The sequence below is a fragment of the Coprobacter fastidiosus genome, assembly GCF_982245605.1.
In genome coordinates this window covers 40,087-59,232 of the sequence record NZ_CEVCIF010000020.1, presented here as the reverse complement: position 1 = coordinate 59,232, position 19,146 = coordinate 40,087, and the positions used below count along the sequence as shown (strand labels likewise).

Annotated in this window: 18 protein-coding genes; 12 read left to right on the top strand and 6 right to left on the bottom strand. The window is 39.1% G+C overall.

Annotated features, from left to right (window positions below; translation table 11 throughout):
- The first annotated feature begins 72 nt into the window (after positions 1-72).
- From AC0UMU_RS07000 to AC0UMU_RS06980, 5 genes are all read left to right on the top strand, one after another.
- A complete protein-coding gene (locus AC0UMU_RS07000) occupies positions 73-324 on the top strand; it encodes a hypothetical protein (RefSeq protein ID WP_278714160.1) in 252 nt (83 codons plus the stop codon).
- Positions 325-326: 2 nt separating this feature from the next.
- A complete protein-coding gene (locus AC0UMU_RS06995) occupies positions 327-638 on the top strand; it encodes a hypothetical protein (RefSeq protein WP_278714157.1) in 312 nt (103 codons plus the stop codon).
- Positions 635-985 carry a hypothetical protein gene (locus AC0UMU_RS06990; RefSeq protein WP_278714155.1) on the top strand — a complete coding sequence of 117 codons (351 nt, stop codon included), beginning with the start codon at positions 635-637 and terminating at the stop codon, positions 983-985. The genes AC0UMU_RS06995 and AC0UMU_RS06990 overlap by 4 nt, the downstream gene beginning before the upstream one ends.
- 210 nt (positions 986-1,195) lie before the next feature.
- A complete protein-coding gene (locus AC0UMU_RS06985) occupies positions 1,196-1,375 on the top strand; it encodes a hypothetical protein (RefSeq protein WP_122304020.1) in 180 nt (59 codons plus the stop codon).
- A 61-nt stretch (positions 1,376-1,436) separates the two neighbouring features.
- The gene (locus AC0UMU_RS06980) at positions 1,437-2,174 is read left to right on the top strand and encodes an AAA family ATPase (protein ID WP_278714152.1); all 738 of its coding nucleotides are present in this window, start codon (positions 1,437-1,439) and stop codon (positions 2,172-2,174) included.
- A gap of 46 nt (positions 2,175-2,220) precedes the next feature.
- On the opposite strand, the gene AC0UMU_RS06975 is transcribed toward AC0UMU_RS06980, so the two are convergent.
- Positions 2,221-3,285 (bottom strand): DUF2027 domain-containing protein, encoded by a 1,065-nt coding sequence (locus AC0UMU_RS06975; RefSeq protein ID WP_278714150.1) that lies wholly within the window; start codon positions 3,283-3,285, stop codon positions 2,221-2,223.
- Positions 3,286-3,339: 54 nt separating this feature from the next.
- Between AC0UMU_RS06975 and AC0UMU_RS06970 the strand changes: the two genes are divergently transcribed.
- From AC0UMU_RS06970 to AC0UMU_RS06955, 4 genes are all read left to right on the top strand, one after another.
- On the top strand, positions 3,340-4,566 hold the full coding sequence (locus AC0UMU_RS06970) for an S-adenosylmethionine:tRNA ribosyltransferase-isomerase (RefSeq protein ID WP_278714162.1): 1,227 nt from the start codon (positions 3,340-3,342) through the stop codon (positions 4,564-4,566).
- 64 nt (positions 4,567-4,630) lie between these two features.
- On the top strand, positions 4,631-6,604 hold the full coding sequence (porE, locus tag AC0UMU_RS06965) for a PorE family type IX secretion system protein (protein WP_288641196.1): 1,974 nt from the start codon (positions 4,631-4,633) through the stop codon (positions 6,602-6,604).
- A gap of 285 nt (positions 6,605-6,889) precedes the next feature.
- Complete coding sequence (locus AC0UMU_RS06960; RefSeq protein WP_270214340.1) at positions 6,890-8,083, top strand: pyridoxal phosphate-dependent aminotransferase; 1,194 nt, start codon at positions 6,890-6,892, stop codon at positions 8,081-8,083.
- A gap of 400 nt (positions 8,084-8,483) precedes the next feature.
- Complete coding sequence (locus AC0UMU_RS06955) at positions 8,484-8,996, top strand: RNA polymerase sigma factor (RefSeq protein ID WP_278584343.1); 513 nt, start codon at positions 8,484-8,486, stop codon at positions 8,994-8,996.
- 76 nt (positions 8,997-9,072) lie between these two features.
- Here the strand turns inward: AC0UMU_RS06955 and AC0UMU_RS06950 are convergent, their stop codons facing one another.
- The 4 genes from AC0UMU_RS06950 to AC0UMU_RS06935 all read right to left on the bottom strand — a co-directional run bounded on the left by AC0UMU_RS06950 (position 9,073) and on the right by AC0UMU_RS06935 (position 15,755).
- Entirely contained in the window at positions 9,073-11,454 is a 2,382-nt protein-coding gene (locus AC0UMU_RS06950) for an endonuclease (RefSeq protein WP_288641192.1), read from the bottom strand.
- A gap of 2 nt (positions 11,455-11,456) precedes the next feature.
- Complete coding sequence (locus AC0UMU_RS06945; RefSeq protein WP_288641190.1) at positions 11,457-12,527, bottom strand: endonuclease; 1,071 nt, start codon at positions 12,525-12,527, stop codon at positions 11,457-11,459.
- Between the two features lie 12 nt (positions 12,528-12,539).
- A complete protein-coding gene (locus tag AC0UMU_RS06940) occupies positions 12,540-14,597 on the bottom strand; it encodes an endonuclease (RefSeq protein ID WP_288641188.1) in 2,058 nt (685 codons plus the stop codon).
- A gap of 219 nt (positions 14,598-14,816) precedes the next feature.
- Positions 14,817-15,755 (bottom strand): magnesium transporter CorA family protein, encoded by a 939-nt coding sequence (locus tag AC0UMU_RS06935; RefSeq protein ID WP_288641186.1) that lies wholly within the window; start codon positions 15,753-15,755, stop codon positions 14,817-14,819.
- 598 nt (positions 15,756-16,353) lie between these two features.
- Here AC0UMU_RS06935 and AC0UMU_RS06930 point away from each other — a divergent pair.
- The 3 genes from AC0UMU_RS06930 to AC0UMU_RS06920 all read left to right on the top strand — a co-directional run bounded on the left by AC0UMU_RS06930 (position 16,354) and on the right by AC0UMU_RS06920 (position 18,733).
- The gene (locus AC0UMU_RS06930) at positions 16,354-16,554 is read left to right on the top strand and encodes a helix-turn-helix domain-containing protein (protein WP_122337282.1); all 201 of its coding nucleotides are present in this window, start codon (positions 16,354-16,356) and stop codon (positions 16,552-16,554) included.
- Between the two features lie 289 nt (positions 16,555-16,843).
- A complete protein-coding gene (locus AC0UMU_RS06925; RefSeq protein ID WP_288641183.1) occupies positions 16,844-17,524 on the top strand; it encodes a PIN domain-containing protein in 681 nt (226 codons plus the stop codon).
- An 87-nt stretch (positions 17,525-17,611) separates the two neighbouring features.
- Positions 17,612-18,733 carry a Fic family protein gene (locus AC0UMU_RS06920; protein ID WP_288641182.1) on the top strand — a complete coding sequence of 374 codons (1,122 nt, stop codon included), beginning with the start codon at positions 17,612-17,614 and terminating at the stop codon, positions 18,731-18,733.
- 213 nt (positions 18,734-18,946) lie between these two features.
- On the opposite strand, the gene AC0UMU_RS06915 is transcribed toward AC0UMU_RS06920, so the two are convergent.
- Positions 18,947-19,141 carry a hypothetical protein gene (locus AC0UMU_RS06915; protein ID WP_288641180.1) on the bottom strand — a complete coding sequence of 65 codons (195 nt, stop codon included), beginning with the start codon at positions 19,139-19,141 and terminating at the stop codon, positions 18,947-18,949.
- Positions 19,142-19,146: the final 5 nt, after the last annotated feature.

The following is a 19,146-nucleotide window of genomic DNA, read 5'->3' as shown; positions in this document are numbered from 1 at the left end:
GCAAAACTAAAAGGTCTGAAGGCTTACTCCGGACACACTGTTTGAAACACTACCAATAAAGATGATATAGATGTGTTGAGATTATATTTCGGAGGTATGGACGAACAAGGTCTTTTCCCGGAATGGTGCAGTGAGGATCTTAAACCCGGAGATAAATTTTCGATAACATATGAAGATATTGATGAGTCTGATGTTTCCATGCCTGTCTTTATCCGGGATGTGAATGATAAGGAGCAGGAGAATCAATTATTGTTGGCTTCGTATAATCGATTGAGGAAAAAACTTATCGAAGAGGGATTGATTCCTTCTAAAATAACCAAATAAGAATGAAGGGTTTTACGATTTATATTAATGATAAAAAAGTGAATATTGTAATAAAGCATGGTGTTTCTATGATTATTGTAGATCAGACTTGTGATAAATTTTGTATAACTGTCTCGGGATTGGACATTGAAAGGCAAGAGCATCAATGGTGGGTTAGACAAGATCTGACGATAGATGATAAAATCAGAATAGTCGCCACAGAAATGGAAGAAAGTGATTTGCCCGTAAAGCGCACAATTGTTGACCGCCAAAATCTGTATAGAAGATATAGTGAGCTGAAAGAACGTTTAACAAAAAAAGGTCTGTTAAAATGAAAGGTCTTAAAATCTTTTTTAATGGAGAAGAGATCGATGTCTCGTCTGATTTTGGAGTTAGTCTGATGGTATGTACTAAGAGTGAGAAGGAACAGAGTGTGGCCAATTTGGTGGGTATAGATAGGGAAAAGAATACTTATACTTGGCTTAATTCCTTGATGAATACCGGTGATGTTATTGATATGGAGATAGCTGAACTTAATCGATCTTCTGTGCCGATATCGGTTGAGAAGTTTTTTTCTGAAGAAGAAAAATCGAATCAAGGAAAAAGCGATGAGATGTGGGCTAAAGATTTGGCGGATTATTATGCGCTTGAAAAATTGCTCAAAGAAGAAGGCTTTTTATAGTATTAAGTTATTTGTGCTGTGGTAGATTTGTCATTTAATTGTAGATCGTATGTTGGGATTTATTGTCAAGTATTTAGGACGTACCTATAAGATAGGATCATTAAAGAGAACAAGTATCTGTTATCGCACTGATTAATACGCATTATTTTTGTATTGAGGGAGGATGTTCCGACCCGTTTATCTGTTCTTTTCAGAAACTTAGAGAGGGGGTTGGAATTTGAGATCGAGGTTGCCGAGTTTGATGATCCGTCAGACCCTATATCGGAAAAGAATCAGATTATCGAAATTGATCCTGAATATAGACAAATGGCATCCGATCCTGATTTCGGACTGGATTATAAACTGGAAATGTTTCGGAGATTAGAATCCATTTTAAAAAAAGATCATTAATACGAGTCGCTCGTTATTGATATTTCTTGGTCGAGTGTGACAAAAACGAAATTATTCTATTATGATTTATATCAAGCGTATAATAAATCGTAAACCGATAGAAGAAAGATGCGAATATCCCTATAATATTCCGTCTATATTACATATGGATGAGTTTGAGTTCCGGGAAAGCGTTACGTTTATTACCGGAGAAAACGGGGCAGGAAAATCTACTTTTATCGAAGCTCTTGCCATTTGTGCCGGATTCAATCCGGAAGGAGGCAGTCCTAATCTGAATTATCACACTTATGATTCTCATTCGAGCCTGTTCAATGATCTTAAATTGGTGAGATCGGCTTACCGGAATAAAGACGGCTATTTTCTCAGAGCCGAGAGTTTTTATAATGTATCCAGTGAATTGGATCGTATTTCGGGCCGTGCATTTCAAATGATAAATTATGGCGGTATGCTTCATGAGTATTCGCATGGTGAGAGTTTTCTGGCCCTTGTTCAGAATCGACTGTCGGGGAACGGCTTGTTTATATTCGATGAACCGGAATCGGCTTTGTCTATCTCCAGCCAGTTCCGACTGCTGATTCGGATGAAAGAACTGGTGGACAACAAGTCTCAGTTTATCATCGCTACTCATTCCCCTATATTGTTGTCTTATCCCGGAGCTGATATTTACCGCATAACGCATAACGGATTCGAATCGGTGACTTATGAAGAGACTGACCAGTTTAAGTTGACAAAGTACTTTATAAATAATTATCCCAAGATGCTTGACGAATTGGGAGTATCGGAGGATAACAATATATAGAGCGATAGAATTAAAGTCTATCGCTCTATGTATAATGGCTTATATTTTAACGTATTGTAACTTGGGTTGCCCCATATCCGTATTCACGGAAAGAGGCGTCTTGATAATAGAAAGTCTTATATTTTGTTTTTAATTCGGTTATCAATGCATTGCGTAATACGCCATCGCCTTTGCCGTGTATAAATATGATTTTTCTGCCTTTCTCGTTTTTGTGTTCATTCAGAATTTCCCTTACTTTTTGCAGTTGATATTGAAGTATATCGGAGTTACTCATTCCTGCAGTAGTATCGAGAAGTTCGTTAATGTGGAGGTCTATTTCTAAAGGTTCGTTTATCGGACGGTGTTTCTTTTTGATCGCCTGCCGTTCCGGTTTTTCCGAATCTTTTTTTTGTTTTATGGCAGTTTCGATCTCAACGGGATCTATGATGAATGATCGTTCAGGAATATCATTGCGCACGATCGGGAAGATTAGGGCATCTTCATCGAAGTAATCATTTTCCCGGAAGCTGTGCAGTTTGTAAAATTTGACCGTGTCGATGCGATGTTCTACCGATATAGGATTTTTCTGTTTGAATGCTTTTTCTTTTTTATAAGCTATTGCCTGGATGCAGATACGTTCCAGGTCGTTCAATATCTCTTTTCCGAATGTTTCCAGCTGTAGCTTTATGTTGGGTTCGATAGATCCGTGGTATCTTACGAGCCAACCTGCGTCAGTTTTGCAGGAATAGGTAAAATCGAGAAAATAATTGCTGTCGTTTATTAAATAAGCATCGAAACGTGTGATTTGCAAATTCTTCCGCTCTTCCGGTACGAATGCTAATAAAATGTTCAGACGTTCTCCCTCCGGTGTTTCGAGTAGAGGCAGTTCATCTTCAGCTTCTTCTTCCTCTTCTTGAATAATATTCCGGGATATTTGAGGCGAATCAGTCCGTTTTTCAGGAACAGGATCGCTGTATTTTTTCCCGGCTTCTATCACTACGCATTCCCGTAACAGTACGGGAGTTTCAAATCCGTCTTCCTCTTCGACCAAAGCAATATCTTTATTTATCTTTTTTACGATTCCTCCGCCCACAGAGTTCAGGAAGCGTACTCTATCACCTACTTTAACCATATCTTTATCTGTTTATCTCACAAAGTTGCTTATTTTTGTAGATATATTCAATAGATTATGCAAAAAACACGAGATATACATATCGAAGAATTCAATTATCCGCTGCCGGATGAGCGCATTGCAAAATTCCCTTTATCGCAAAGAGACCGTTCTAAATTGCTGTTATATCGTTCAGGTTCGGTTTCCGAGTCCGAGTTTTTTCATTTACCCGATCTGTTGCCGGAGAATAGCCTGTTGGTATTCAATAATACAAAGGTGATACAGGCACGGCTTCATTTCAGGAAAGAGACAGGTGCGTTGATCGAAATATTCTGCCTTGAACCTCTTTCTCCGAATGATTATTTGTTGTCGTTCCAGTCCAACAGGGAATGTGTTTGGGCATGTATGGTCGGAAATTTAAAAAAGTGGAAAAGCGGAACATTATCCCGGACAGTTATTATAGAGGGTAAATCCGTGACTTTAAATGCTGATCGGCTGAATGCGTACGGAAATAGTTTTGAGATTCGTTTTTCATGGGATAATCCGCAAATCTCTTTTGCAGCTTTGCTCGATGCAGTCGGCGAACTCCCTATTCCCCCTTATTTGAATCGGGAAACGGAAGAGAGCGATAAGGAGACTTATCAGACAGTATATTCAAAAATAGAGGGATCTGTTGCCGCTCCTACGGCCGGTCTTCATTTTACGGAAGATGTATTGGCTGCTCTGAAAGAGAAATGCATTCCGTGTCTGGAATTGACGTTGCATGTCGGGGCGGGGACATTCAAACCGGTGAAGAGCGAGACGATCGAAGGTCATGAAATGCACACCGAGTTTATTTCGGTCGAACGTTCATTGATTGCTTCTCTTGCCGAAACCGACCGTCGGATTATTGCCGTAGGAACAACTTCGGTGCGTACATTGGAAAGTCTTTATTATATCGGTCGGACGTTAGAATACAATCCCGATGCTGTTCTTGAAGAGCTGAAAGTCGGACAATGGCAGCCTTACGACGATACGGTGGTGGAGATCGATTATCGGAAAGCGTTGCGGAATATTGTAGATTATTTAGACCGAAAAGGTCTGTCGAGACTCGTAACAGCTACGCAAATTATAATTGCTCCGGGATATACGTTTAAGATTGTCAGGGGAATGATTACTAATTTTCACCAGCCACAAAGCACTTTATTATTATTGGTCTCGGCTTTTGTAGACGGAAGGTGGCGGGAGATATACGATTATGCCTTGTCTCACGATTTCCGTTTTTTAAGTTATGGAGACAGTTCTCTGTTATTGCCTGATTAAATTGGAGCGGATGTACAATAATTTGCGGAATATGCCGTATAAACTATAAAATAATTTGCATTTGATGTCGAAGCGGATATACGTGCCTTTATCTCTTTTTTTATTAGCGTGGTTGTTTACGGGATGCAACAGTGCAAAACTGAGCACGGCCGAGGGACAATTTCGCCGGGGAGAATATTTTGCCGCCGCCGCGACATATCGTAAAGTATATAATAAGACCTCTCCTCGTAAAGAACGGGCGCTTAGAGGCAAGATAGCATTCCGTATGGCAACTTGTTATCGTATGTTGAACTCCGCTCCTCGTTGTGCCGGGGCGTATCAAAATGCGATCAGATACCATTATCCGGATAGTACGGCTTATTTATATTTGGGTAGAGCGTTTCAAATGCAGGGCAAATATAAAGATGCGATAAAGAATTATGACCTTTATTTGGAAAAGAAACCGGATGATCCTTTGGCTTTGAATGGGAAAAAAGGATGTGAATTGGCTGTGGAGTTAAAGGCTAAGCCGACACGTTATGTTGTAAAGCGGGCTAACCTGTTTAATTCCAGAAGAAGCGAATGTAGTCCGATGTTTTTGGGAAGTGATTATGATCAATTATATTTTTCTTCTACGAACGACAAGGCTTCAGGAAATACTAAGAGCGATATTACGGGGGTGAAGAATAATGATATTTTCTTTTCAAAAAAGGATGAAAAAGGGGCATGGATGCGTCCCGAATTGGTAGAAGGAGAGGTGAATACCGAGTTGGATGAGGGAATTATCAGTTTCAGTCCCGATGGCAGTACGATGTATTTGACAAAAGCAAGAAGAGAACCCAATTCGGATACGTCTGTTGAGATATTTACCTCGTTGCGTTCCGGGGCTAAATGGAGTGCCGCGCAGAAATACGAGATTACCGGGGATACGTTGTCTGTTTTTGCACATCCGGCAGTATCGCCTGATGGAGAGTACCTGTATTTTACCTCAGATATGCCCGGAGGATACGGAGGAAAGGATCTTTGGCGTATCGCTCTGAATGATGAAAAAGGAGGAGTGGAAAATTTGGGAAGTCAGATAAATACTCCGGGAGATGAAGTTTTTCCGTATATCCGTGAAAACGGAGATCTGTATTTTTCATCGGACGGACATCCGGGAATGGGGGGGCTCGACCTGTTTAAGGCAAAGATGAACGAGTATGGTGTTTGGCAGATTGAAAATTTGGGGTATCCGATCAATTCTTCCTCTGATGATTTCGGTATTACGTTCGGACCGGGTGAATCCGGATTTTTCAGTTCTAACCGCAATGATGCCCGAGGATATGACCATATTTATAGTTTTGAATTACCTACGATCAATGTGTGGGTGACCGGAGTCGTTATCGACCGTGACGAAGAACCTGTTCCGGATGCTATTATCCGCATTGTCGGCAAGGATGGTTCTAATCAAAAAGCTATAGCCCGAAAGGACGGGACTTATAAATTCCCTTTAAGTTTAGGTACGGATTATGTGATGATGGCGGGATGCCGGGGCTTCTTGAATGCCAAGAATGAAATGCGCACCAGTGATGAGGAAAAAAATATCACCTATTCGGTCGATTTTATTCTTGCATCTATAACGAAACCGGTATTGATCGAAAATATATTTTATGATTTTGATAAGGCTACATTGCGTCCCGAGTCGGCGACAGCGTTGGATGAGTTGATAAAAATGCTCGAAGACAATCCGAATGTGACGATCGAGTTGGGTGCACATACCGATATGAAAGGAGCAGATGCCTATAATTTGAATTTGTCGGAACGTCGGGCAAAGTCTGTCGTGGATTATTTGATTGCCGGGGGGATTGCGGCAGACCGTCTTACTCCGAAAGGTTACGGAGAAAGTCAGCCTAAAACGATAACCAAAAAAATGGCACAGAAATATCCGATGTTTAAAGAAGGAGATGTGCTTACCGAAGAATATATTCTCGCATTGCCTGAAGATCAGCAAGAAATCGCCAATCAGATAAACCGTCGCACCGAGTTTCGTGTGTTGAAAATAAATTACGGGTTGTATTGATTTCTCAAAATTTCCGAAAAAGCATTTTCAAGGAATTTATGTTGTCTTTAGAATGTTCTTAAAAATAAAAAAGAGGTTTCCTCGTAGATCCTGGATTATCTTAAAAGTTTTTACTTTTCTTGATTTTGTGACATATTGTTCTGTTATTACGTGTATTTCCCATATTTTTGTTATTGTATATCGAAATATTTAGGTATATTGTTTGCTATCATTTAAGATTGTCTTATCTTTGCAAGCGTAAAATAGTTAAGATGCAGAAAGTAATAATTTAAACAAATATCACCCATGAATCAGATTTCAGAACGTTTGGCAAGCCTCTCTCCTTCAGAGACGTTGGCTATGTCGCAGAAAAGTAATGAATTGAAAGCGCAAGGAATAGACATCATCAATTTGAGTGTAGGAGAGCCTGATTTCAATACCCCCGATCATATTAAAGCCGCAGCAAAAAAAGCGATTGATGATAATTTTTCGTTCTATTCTCCGGTTCCCGGATATATGGATCTGCGTAAAGCTATATGTGCGAAACTGAAAAATGAAAATGCGCTGGAGTTTACTCCCGACCAGATTGTCGTTTCGAACGGTGCAAAACAATCGATTTGTAATGCGATATTGAGCCTTATCGATCCGGAAGATGAAGTGATTATTCCAGCTCCGTATTGGGTGAGCTATGTAGAAATGGTGAAGCTTGCCGAAGGTAAAAGTGTGATTATTACAGCCGGTATCGATCAGGATTTTAAAATCACGCCCGCTCAGCTCGAAGCTGCTATTACACCTAAGACTAAAGCATTGATCTTGTGTTCGCCGTCCAATCCGACAGGAAGCGTTTATTCGAAAGACGAATTAAAAGCTTTAGCCGACGTGTTGGCTAAATATCCTCGGGTGATTGTATTGGCTGATGAAATCTATGAACACATTAATTATATAGGAGGGCATCAGAGTATTGCCCAATTTGAAAATATCCGTGATCGTGTAGCTATTATAAACGGAGTATCGAAAGCTTACGCAATGACCGGATGGCGTATCGGTTTTATTGCTGCACCTCTTTGGTTGGCAAAAGCATGCAATAAGTTGCAGAGTCAATACACTTCCGGACCGAGTTCTATTGCCCAAAAAGCTTCGGTGGCAGCTTTTGCAGGCGATCAATCGTGTGTAGGAGAGATGCGCAAGGCATTTGAACGTCGTCGTAATTTGGTTGTCGATCTGGCAAAACAGATTCCCGGCTTTAAGGTAAACGTTCCTCAGGGGGCTTTTTACCTTTTTCCTGAAGTAAGTTACTATTTTGGAAAATCTTTTGGAGACCGTAAAATAGAAAATGCAGCAGATCTGGCAATGTTCTTGTTAGAAGAAGGTCATGTCGCAACAGTCGGTGGTGCTGCATTCGGAACACCCGAGTGTTTGCGTTTTTCGTATGCGACTTCTGACGAAAACTTGGTAGAAGCTCTACGTCGTATAAAAGAGGCATTGGCAAAATTGAAATAACTTATTATTTCTGTAAAAATATGAAAGGGTTGTCTGTTTGCAGGCAACCTTTTTTTTGAGTTTCTATTTACACTTTGTTCTCAGTTCTCATGGATTTTCGTAATATTTATTGGACAAGCTCTTAGGAACTTTATTTTCATTTTCTTTTCGCTTTTTTCTTGTAGCAAATCTGTTATTAAAAGAGGTATCTTTTTATTGTTATATGTATAACTGTTTTTGCATTATTATGTGCATAATAGTGGGTAATGTTGCATATTTATTTATATTGATAATTTCTTTATAAAATCTTTATACCCTGTCTTATAATACTTACAATATACTTATAACTTCAATTGTACATTTGTAACATCCAAAAGGGAAATGGATTACAAATGTTTAATTTTTTAAGACAGATAATAATATGGACGAAAAAAAAATGACCGGTCTGTTAATCGGGATGCAAAAGAGCTTGTTCAATTTTGCTTATAGCCTGACCATGAATCGGGATGATGCTCAAGACCTGTTGCAAGCAACTTCTCTTAAAGTGCTTAGCAATGTAGAAAAATTAGTTCATTATGAAAATCTGAATGGGTGGATGTATACGATCATGCGTAATATTTTTATTAATGATTATCACCGTAACGTCAATCGCAGAACGGTTTATGATAATGAAGACGAAACAATAATGAAATCTGTTGCAAATGGTCCTTCGGACGATACACCTGAATCTTTATATAATGTCAAAGAAATAAATAAAGCGATCGATAATCTTTCGAAAGAATATCGTGTGCCTTTTTCACTTTATCTTGCCGGTTATAAATATCAGGAAATTGCCGATGAAATGCATTTGCCTATCGGAACGATAAAGAGCCGTATCTATATGACGCGTCAGCAATTGCAGTCTCGATTGAGAGATTACCATTATGAAAGATAATGTGTGAGTGTTGTAAAAAGAAAAGAGGAAGTCGATTATTATTTGGCTTCCTCTTTTTAGTTTTGCAGAACAGAGTTTATCGGTTTATATTTATTTTTATAGTTTTTCCGTCAGAGAGATTTCTTATTAAATATACTCCGGCAGAAAGGGGAATGCGAATATTTCCGTTTACTTCGTATCGGTTTATATAAGCACCGGTAATGTCATATATTGCAAAGATGCTTTTTTGAAGAGATTCGATGATCAGTTCGTTCTGAAAGCTATATATTTTAAAGAAAGAATTTTCGATCCGAGTAATTCCGTCAGGATTATCGTAATCGCTTATCTCTATATCGTCTATATTGATGCGGTTACCTTTATCCTTCACTATTTTGATTCGGATGTTACCCGGCTCGTTAACTATGTATGTAAATTTTTGCAGTGTATTCGTCAATGTTTCCGACTTTTGAACGGTTTTCCAAGTCGTCCCTTGATCGGTTGAGTAAAACAAGCTGAAACTACCGTCATTATCGCTACTGAAATTTGCCCCGTATAGAGAAATCATTCCGATACCTCCCGGCTTATCTTTGGCCATTTCGATCGACCCTTTTATGCGAGCCGATTGTTCCCCGTTCTTTTTATCTCCCGATTGAGTTCCGATCAGGGAATTTTCCATATACCATTCTGTAGCTGAACATTCGACATTTCCATTATTGTAGCTACCTTTTGTTCCGTTCTCAAAAGTTTCGGAAAATGCTTTTTTTATTTCGATAACTCCGGATAAAAGTTCTGTTTCTTCTTCTATTTCGGATGAGGATATCGTTAAATCGGCAGAATAATTTCCCGGTACTTCTGAAGCTGATAGCCGGACATAAACTAATCCGCCTTCTGCAGGAAGGACAAGTTGTGTATTCCATTCTTGTTGATCTCCAGATAATTCGAACGGACTTTCTGTATTTATTTGCAATGGGAGCGAAGTGTCTGTTCCGGATATTCGTATGCGTTTGCTGTCTGATGCATAACCTGTTATTGTCGTAAAAAGCAGGTCTCCGTCTTCTAAGTTATATTCTATATGAGGATTTAGCGGCAGAGTCCGAATTGTAACCGTATTGGATGTCAAACCTCCTCCGGATAAATTGTAACTATATTCAGTGTCAGGTGTTAATCCTGATATTTCCATTTTTGTCGTATTTTCATCGACTGTTTTCGGAAATCCCGGAAGAGGAGAACCCGATGAGGTTTGATATACCGTAAGAGATATATCCTGTATGTGTGCCGGATTTATCCAATTTGCCGTAAATGAATTTTTTGTAATGTCCGTAGCTTGAAGAGCGGGAATACCATCGACGGCTTCGGCTTTCAGATCTACATTAGCAATCAAAGATCCGCAAGAAACGGTTAAATTTCCTTCTGACCGTCCTGCTATTGCCGTAGTATAGGCAAGGGTAACATTTTTCCCGATTTTTCCTTCTTCTGCCGTGATCGTTTCAGGGGAGACAGAAAATCCCGTACCGCTTACCGATAAGGAAATATTCCCTTCGGGATTACGAACTTTTATTAATAATTCCCGGGATAAAGGATAATTGACAGCTGTCATGCCGAGGTCGATTTCCGATTTATCTTTGGGAGAAATAATTGCCGGTTCATTATTATCTTCGGGATACCATTCCGTGTCTGTTTTATCTCCCCAGATATATTCGGCAAGTTCGGGATGATCGACAAACGGATTCCGGTTTCCTTGTATTTTATAGACTTTGTCATTCCGGGCTATTTCCCAGTCATCGACGGGATCTTTTTCACACCATTCCAATAACATTTTTATTGTCCAATCCTCAAAAACAGGATAGGTGTTATTATCGAGTTGGTTTACCGAGTTTCCTGTCCATTTCTCGCTGAAATTTTCATAACAAGTAACCATGTACATATAAATGCGAGCAAAATCTCCTTTATATTGGTCGCTCGGTTCCCATGCCGTTATTTCGCCGCCGGGACGACTTGAAGATTTCCCGACTTTGATAACTCCGTTATCGTAAGTCGTTTTTCCATCGACTATCGCCATAGGCCAGCTTCCTTTACTTGAATTGGCTTTTGAATTGGACGGTCTTAATTGCTGTATATCTTTATATGCTTGATTTTTTGTGCCTCCCCACCAGCTCTTTGCGAAAGAGTGTTCTATATTCATTCCCGATCCGGCAGAGTTTCCGTTGGCTTTTACTCGGTTGGGCGAATACATATCTACATAATAACCTTCATCATCGACATCCGTTTGAACGAAACCGGACCAAGTTTTACCCGCTCCGCTGCCATAGTCCAAGACATCGGCTTTTCCTATAATTTTGTGTAGGGCCGTTTTTAGTTCGGCTTTCTTTTTCCCTAATGCACTATCGTAATATCCGTCAGGAATTTGTGCCCCTAATTGTAAAGATATTCCGAGAAAAAGTAGAAAAGAAATTTTTACTTTCGAGAACATACTGTTCATAGTTAAAGTCTTATTTTTTGTGTAATGATGTGTTTGTCGTTTTGGATTTTCAGAATATAAATACCTGATCGATTTGCCGGTATATGTATCTCTCCTTGTCCGTTTTGGGATTGTATCAAAGTTCCGTAAGTATTATATAGAAAAACATGTACGGGAACGGAAGTCGTAATGATTATTGATTCCTCTCTGGTAGCGATATGTATGGTGTTCATATCTGTTTTGCCTGTCGATGTCGGCAGATTGAATGTTATACCTTTTTTGTTTCCCCAGATATATTCAACGAGTTCGGGATAATCGATAAACGGGTTACGGTTGTGTTGTTTCTTTTGGACGGCTTCGTTCCGGTCGATCTCTTTCGAATCTACGTTGTCGTTTCTGTGCCATTTCAACAAAAGATCGATTACCCAGTCTTTGTAACCGGGATACGAATTTCCGGCAGTCATTTCTCCTCCGAATTGGGGAAATACATCTTCATAACATGTTGCAATATAAAAATAGGAACGGGCGAAATCACCTTTATATTGATCGTTAGGTTCGAAAACAGTTCCTGAATATCCGGGAAAGGAGCATGCCCCCAATTTGCTGAAACCATTATCGGATTTATAGATCTCGCCATTGGTTTCTCCATACGGATAATTACCTCGTTTATTATTAACGAGTTTATCAGTGGGATAAACATTGAATAAGTCGGATTTCATGTCCCCTGAGGCTTTTTCAAACCAACTTTGCGGAAATGAGTGTTCACGATTATATTTATCGCCTTCTATTGTCCCTCCCGAACCTTTATCTTGATCTGTTACAAATGTGAAATTCGAAGTGTTTGAGTACATATCCCAAACTTTTCCGTCCGGACGGGCATCTGTGTCTTTATAAGCGTCCCACAATCCGCTATATCCGACAACTTTGAATCCATTATTACTGATAATCTGATATAAGGCAGTCTTCAGATCTTTATCTTTTTTACCTTCGATTGCATTGTAATATCCATTAGGAATCTGTGCCCACAGAGTATATGCAGAGAGAGTAAAAAATAATGATATTATGCTTTGGCAAACAAAATATTTGATTTTCATAAAATGAAAAATTTAGTTTTCGATAATAACTTTATTGCTTTTACTTCCTTGCGGTGAGACTATTTTTACAATATAAACACCTGCCGTGTCGATTGTATATTCTTCAAGATTCTCATCATGTAAAGTGCGTTCCAGAATCAATTGTCCGTCTATGGTAAATACATATACTTTCGTATTTGCCGGGGCATTAGAGACATATAGTCGGTTTACATTACTATATATAACAGAATAACTAATATCTGTTATGTCGGGAAGAGCTGCGGGGTCATCGGAAGTCGTTACTTTGATTTCATTCGATTTCGAAGCTGTTCCTCCGATAGGCGTAACTGTATAGTAATATTCTGTAGAAGGGGTAAGCCCTGTTACTGTTTCGGAAAGGGTATTTCCTACTTGTTTGGGATAACCGTTTACTCGTACTTCTTTGTATCCGCCTCCTTTACTGATGATGATTTCTTCAACATAAATACGTTTGTCCGAAGAGGCTTCTAATTTTATTACCGAAGATGATGTGCCGGCCGGTAGCGGCATCTTTTTTTCTATTTGGCTGCTGACATTCAGCTCGTCTATCTTTTTACCGTCCAGATAAATATATAGTGATGCAGCTCCTTTATATGGAGATGCTTTTATATATAATGAAGTCTCATTACCCGAAAGGTCGAGAGCCGGAGTGGAGATAGATCCGTCTCTACTTCCCGAAGCCAGGCGTACACCGTTATCGCCTTCTATCGCAGCAAATCCGGAAGTTTCCCAGCCTTTAGGGATTTGAGTCAATTCTTTAAAATTCGTATTTAATACCGTGACTTCCTCTCCCGAAGATGTATTATCTAAATAATAGACATCCAACAAATATCCGGTTGCACCATTGGCCGCACTCCACTGTGCGGTAAAAGAATTATTGGTAATATTTATCGGGTCTAATGCCGCAAATCCATCTATCGCTTTTCCGGTTAGGGTAACTTGTGTAGAATAGGCCAAATCTTTTCCCGATATTGTCAATGTCGCGTTATTCAGACCGACTTCTGTCGGTAAATAGGTTACGGTTATCTGTTTCCCGTCGTTAATATCCGATGCGGAAACAATCGTTTCCGATAGAGAAAAGAGTGTTGCATCTGTTCCGCTAAGAGTAAGAGTCAGATCATTCTCGATATTTTTCCCTTGTATGAGAATATTGTTACTGACGGAGTGATTAAACAATGTAGTTCCAATGTTTATTGTCGATCCGCTTAATGGAGAAATCAGATAAGGATGTTCGCTTCCGTCAGGATTAAAAGGTTCGTCGGTCCTGTCCCCGAAGATGAGATCGACAAGTTCGGGATAATCGATGAACGGATTTCGGTTTCTTTGTTCATTATAAACAGCATCGTTTCTGACTATTTCCTTTTCACTTACGGCATCTTTTTGATGCCAGCGGAGCATCATATCCAAAGTCGGTTTGGCTAAATGGGGAAATGAAGAACTGAATACCTGACTTTGCCAGTTTCCGCACTTATCGGCATATCGGGTGGCAATATAAAAATAGGCACGGGCAAAATCCCCTTTATACATATCGTTTGGTTCGAATACCGTTCCGGTTATCCCGGGAGTAGCGGATGTCCCCCATTTAGAAAAACCGTTTGCCGAAGAACTGTATTTTGAGCCGACCTCTCCGAAGGGATTGTTTGATCTGTATCCGTTTATTTTCCCGTCTGTCGGATATACCAGCCATGCATCCGATTTCATAGGACGAGCTTCATTAAACCAGCTTTGCGGAACTGAATGTTCCCGATTATAGCAATCTCCTTCGTTTTTATAGTTCCCGCATGTATTACTAAAAGAAAAATCTGTTATGTCGGAGTACATATCCCATACTTTTCCGTTTCGGTTATCCGAAGTTCGATAAACGGAATATAGTCCGTCATATCCGACATCTTTAGCTCCGTTATTTAATATCGTAGATAATGCTTCTTGCAAAGCCTTTCCGCTTTTTCCTATAGCTTTGTCATAATAGCCTGTGGGAATTTCTTGGGCGTGTAAGGATAACATGCTTGCAAACAATAACCACGAAAAGGAGTAAAGTAAAAATTTTTTCATATTTATATTTGTTAGGTATCGTTTATCTTTCTGAAAGAAAAAGGGTATCAAAATTAGTATATATAAATAAGAAAGGAAAGATATTTACATAGAAAGTGTAAAGGATTTGAATTTTTTATTTTTTGTAATGCGATTGTAAAATTTGGATGACAGGTTCTAAGGTGCAAGAATAAAGAGTATCTGAAGTTTTTCTGAACAAGAAAAACTTCAGAATAACCATTAAAACCAACGACGTTTACGGAATAGCCATACACCGAAAGTCGATAAAGTGATTGATGCTATTAAAATGATGGGAAAGCCATACGGACTATCTTGTAACGAGTTGGGTACGTTCATCCCATATAGACTTGCGATGAGGGTCGGAATCATGAGAATAAGGGAGATTGAGGTTAGCTGTTTCATGATATCGCCCATATTATTTCCGATCACAGAAGCGTATGCATCCATCATACCGGCAAGGATGTCGCTATATATATTGGAGGTCTCAAGAGCTTGTCTCATTTCTATTTCCACATCTTCGACCTGATCGGGATCGATGTATTTACTGCTCCTTTTATCGTGTTTGATCCTGTGCAGGAGAATGGTATTCCCTTTTAAGCTGGTTATAAAAAAGACAAAACATTTTTCTATCTGCAACAGCGCCTGAAGCTCCCGGTTTTTAATAGATTTTTCTAATTCTTTTTCGCTCTCCTTTATAATGATATTCAGTTGTTTGAGATACTTCATATACCATACTGCCGCAGAAAATATGAGTTGAAGCACCAGATCATAGGGATTATTGAATCCGATCTCTTTACGTTGATTATACCGGATAAAATCCCCTATCATTTCATTTTTGTAAAAACATACAGAGATGATCAGGTCGTTCTTTAAGAAAATGCCTAAAGGAACTGTCGTGTAGGCATATCCGGTATCATGGCCTTTTGTCGGGATACGAAGGATAATCATTTGCCATTCGTCCTCGTATTCGATACGTGGCCTTTCTTCAGGATCTTCTATGTCTTTCAGAAAAGACTCGGGAACATTGAGCTCGTTAAGCAGATAGTCGATATCGATCTTGTCGGGTTGTTCGATATTGATCCAATAATTAGGCATCCAGATTTTTTCGGGCATAAGTTTTATGCCGTTCAGATAAGTCTTCATATACAAATCTCCCATACTTTTACAGGTAGAATTTGTATAAAATCCTACCCTTGCGTTAATATTCCGAATGATAATCGTCCATTTTGTTTATTTTTAGAACGGTGCAAATATAGTAAAATGATTGTTTCCGTGCTTTTCTATTATTGAAAATTAAATTAAGAATCTGGGGAATATTATTGTATTTATATTTATCATGCTAAATATCAATATAATAATGGGATATTTAATAGATCAAAGAAATAAAATTGGCAATTTAAGCAATTTTCTGTTTTTTTACGCTTCACATGTTTTCATCTCTTACACTTGGTCGTATTTATAATATTTTCCTCGGTTATCTTCCGATTACCTACCTCTTGTACAAGTAATATCGTTCGACTATTTATGAATAAGTTGGTGCAGCCAAAAGAGAGAAAGTTTTATTGTATTTCTCTTTTGGCTACAATACGACTTTTGGGCTAATTCATGTTTCTTGAAGCCTATACGAATGGCTGAAAACTATTAAACAACTAAGTTCGGTATCAGACAGATAATAACGATTGTAATATTATCTTGTTTTATCTTTTTATTGCATTGTATTTTATATCTTTGTAGGCAAATATCAAACGGATTAAACATGAATAAACCAAAGAACCGTATAAAAGAGGTGCTTGAAGAAAAAGGCATCAAGCAGACATGGTTGGCGGAGAAACTCGGAAAGAGTTTTTGTATCGTTAATTCCTATGTCTGCAACAGACGTCAGCCGAGTTTGGATGTGTTATTCCAAATTGCAAATATTCTACAAGTTAATCCGAAAGATTTAATCAACAGTAAATAAGCCTAAACATATGAAACTATACGATATCCTTAAAGATTCCGAATACAGTCTGGAGCAGTTCAGCCAAGATGCCATTGTCGAGTTATAGAACCGAATCATTGAACGAACAGACAAAAAAGGCAAAATCTATCCTGCTGTATCATGTCTTATTCGTAATAAAGAGATAAAATTAATCCCATAAGAGATAGTTCAACAATTATACACAGGACAATGAAGTAAACAAAACCTATGATGTTGCATATAAAATATACGTGTACTGATTAATGCTGTCTAATTAAGTAACTATCGGATGAATATATTGTTAGATACAAACATTATCATTCCATTAGAAGATACGAGCAAAATACTCGATTCTTCTTTTGCTGAACTGCGGAAACTCTCCGCAGAGCAGCACCATTGTCTGTATATTCATCCGATGCAGTTTGAAGACATTAATCGAGACAAGAATCAACCATTCTTCGAGTCATTACGCCAATCATACGTAGGATTCGATGAGAGGTTTCAAAAGTGTGCAGAAGATAAGCGTAAATGCTGGTGCATCGAAGATGGGGACAGTAATGTTGCCGCAATCTGTATCTATATTCCTATTCGACCGCAATACCATGAAGATTTGTTCCCGGACTTCAGCAGCATGAAAGGTTCTTTGTTCGAGAAAGATCAATCTTTATATTCATGTCAAGGCAATACCATTAAAAAAGCTTATCTATGTCATTCTCGAATCAAATCCATTCGGAAAGGTGATATTGTTCTATTTTACAGGAGTAAAGATCGTAAATCCATACAATGTATGGGTTATAGTCGAGGATATTCTATCTTCAGAAAATATCGACGAAGTATTTCCTGCCATTGCCAAGAGAACCGTCTACAATTATTCGGATCTACAGAAGATTCTGGAGAAAAAGACGTTGGTAATACTTTTCCGTTATGTTGCCAGATTAGAGACACCGAAATCGTTAATATGCTTGGATAATAATATTGCCGCTCCACAATCTTATACATATCTCACGGAGACAATCGAGGAATTGTGTAATAAATTAGGAGTAAAATGATTTGAAATATGATTAATTTTGACGAATACATACGCCAAGGCGAGCCACAGAAGCGGGAGAAGGGTTATGCATGGCAGACCGCAATAGGGTTGCAGGCTGTCGATGGCTTGAAGCCTTCCGACTATTTGATTGAGACTGCACGTAAAGATATTGAGGGCGAGATTACAATCGACGAAGTCGAACTGCTTATTCGTAGCTATTATCAATCGAAAATAACACATACACCCGAAGATACGGAAATGCATGAGGCGGATATGGCATCGACCAACATCCGCCGACTTCTTACCGAGAAAACCTTTGCCTTTACTCTTGTTGGGCTGACATCGATTCATCGTCGAATTTTTGACGGAATATTCAAATTTGCAGGGCAAATCCGCGATTACAACATTACCAAAAAGGAATGGGTGCTGCGTGGTGATACGGTGTTGTATGTTTCCGCGCCCGATCTCCGAAAAGCGATCGAATACGACTTGGAGCAAGAACGTCAATTCGACTATTCCAAAGTGGATCAAAACGGGCTCGTGAAACACATCGCCAAATTCGTATCGGGATTATGGCAAATCCATCCGTTCGGCGAGGGAAATACCCGAACGACTGCCGTGTTCACGATTCTCTATCTACGTTCTATGGGTTTTGACGTAACAAACGACTTGTTCGCCAATCATTCGTGGTATTTCCGTAATGCGCTGGTACGTGCAAATTACCAAAACGTGCAAAAAGGTATCATGCGTAATTCTGAATATTTGGAACGGTTCTTTCGTAATCTTCTATTGGGTGAAACTAATGAATTGCGAAATCGACATATGCTGGTTAATGCTCCGGAAGGGCTGATTGTAGAACAAGTACAGCATATCGACCATACAAGTACCGAACAACCTGCCGTACAAGTACCCGAACAAGTTCGCGCTTTGTTGTTAGCTTTGTCAAGCGAACAGTTATCGTTAAAAGTATTGATGGAAAAAGTCGGTCTGAAACATCGTCCGACATTTTTAGAGAACTATATAAACCTCGCTTTAGAGGCCGGGGTTCTCAAGATGCTATATCCTGACAAGCCTAATCACCCGAGACAGAAATATTTGTTGACGGCAAAAGGGTTGGCATTATACAATGAAATAAAGGAAATACAATGACCTTGATAATCGCTTTTATTTTGTCTTTTTTCATCCTTATGATGACATTATTTTGTGACACTTTTATCGGAAACTTTTGGCAGTCAGTGCTGTTCCTTACATTAGACGTTTGCTAAAACTATTTTGATTTTGGTTTGCTATGTGTCCTCGAAATTTATTTCGGGAGTCTAAATACTCTGACCGACATTCGCCATCGGAAGGATTGTCGCACAATCAGCAAGCAAAGGCAATAAGATTGTCCGATGTAGAGTCGATTATGGAGTGGCAAACGAATAGGCAGAATGTCTTATCGATCTGATCCATCGTTGCTTGTTCTCCGGCAAAATTTTTCAGGATGCGGATTGTTACCCAGATTTGGTCTCCGTCCTTTTTACCGCACTTTGCTTGATTCTCTTTGTAGGTCATCATTCAGT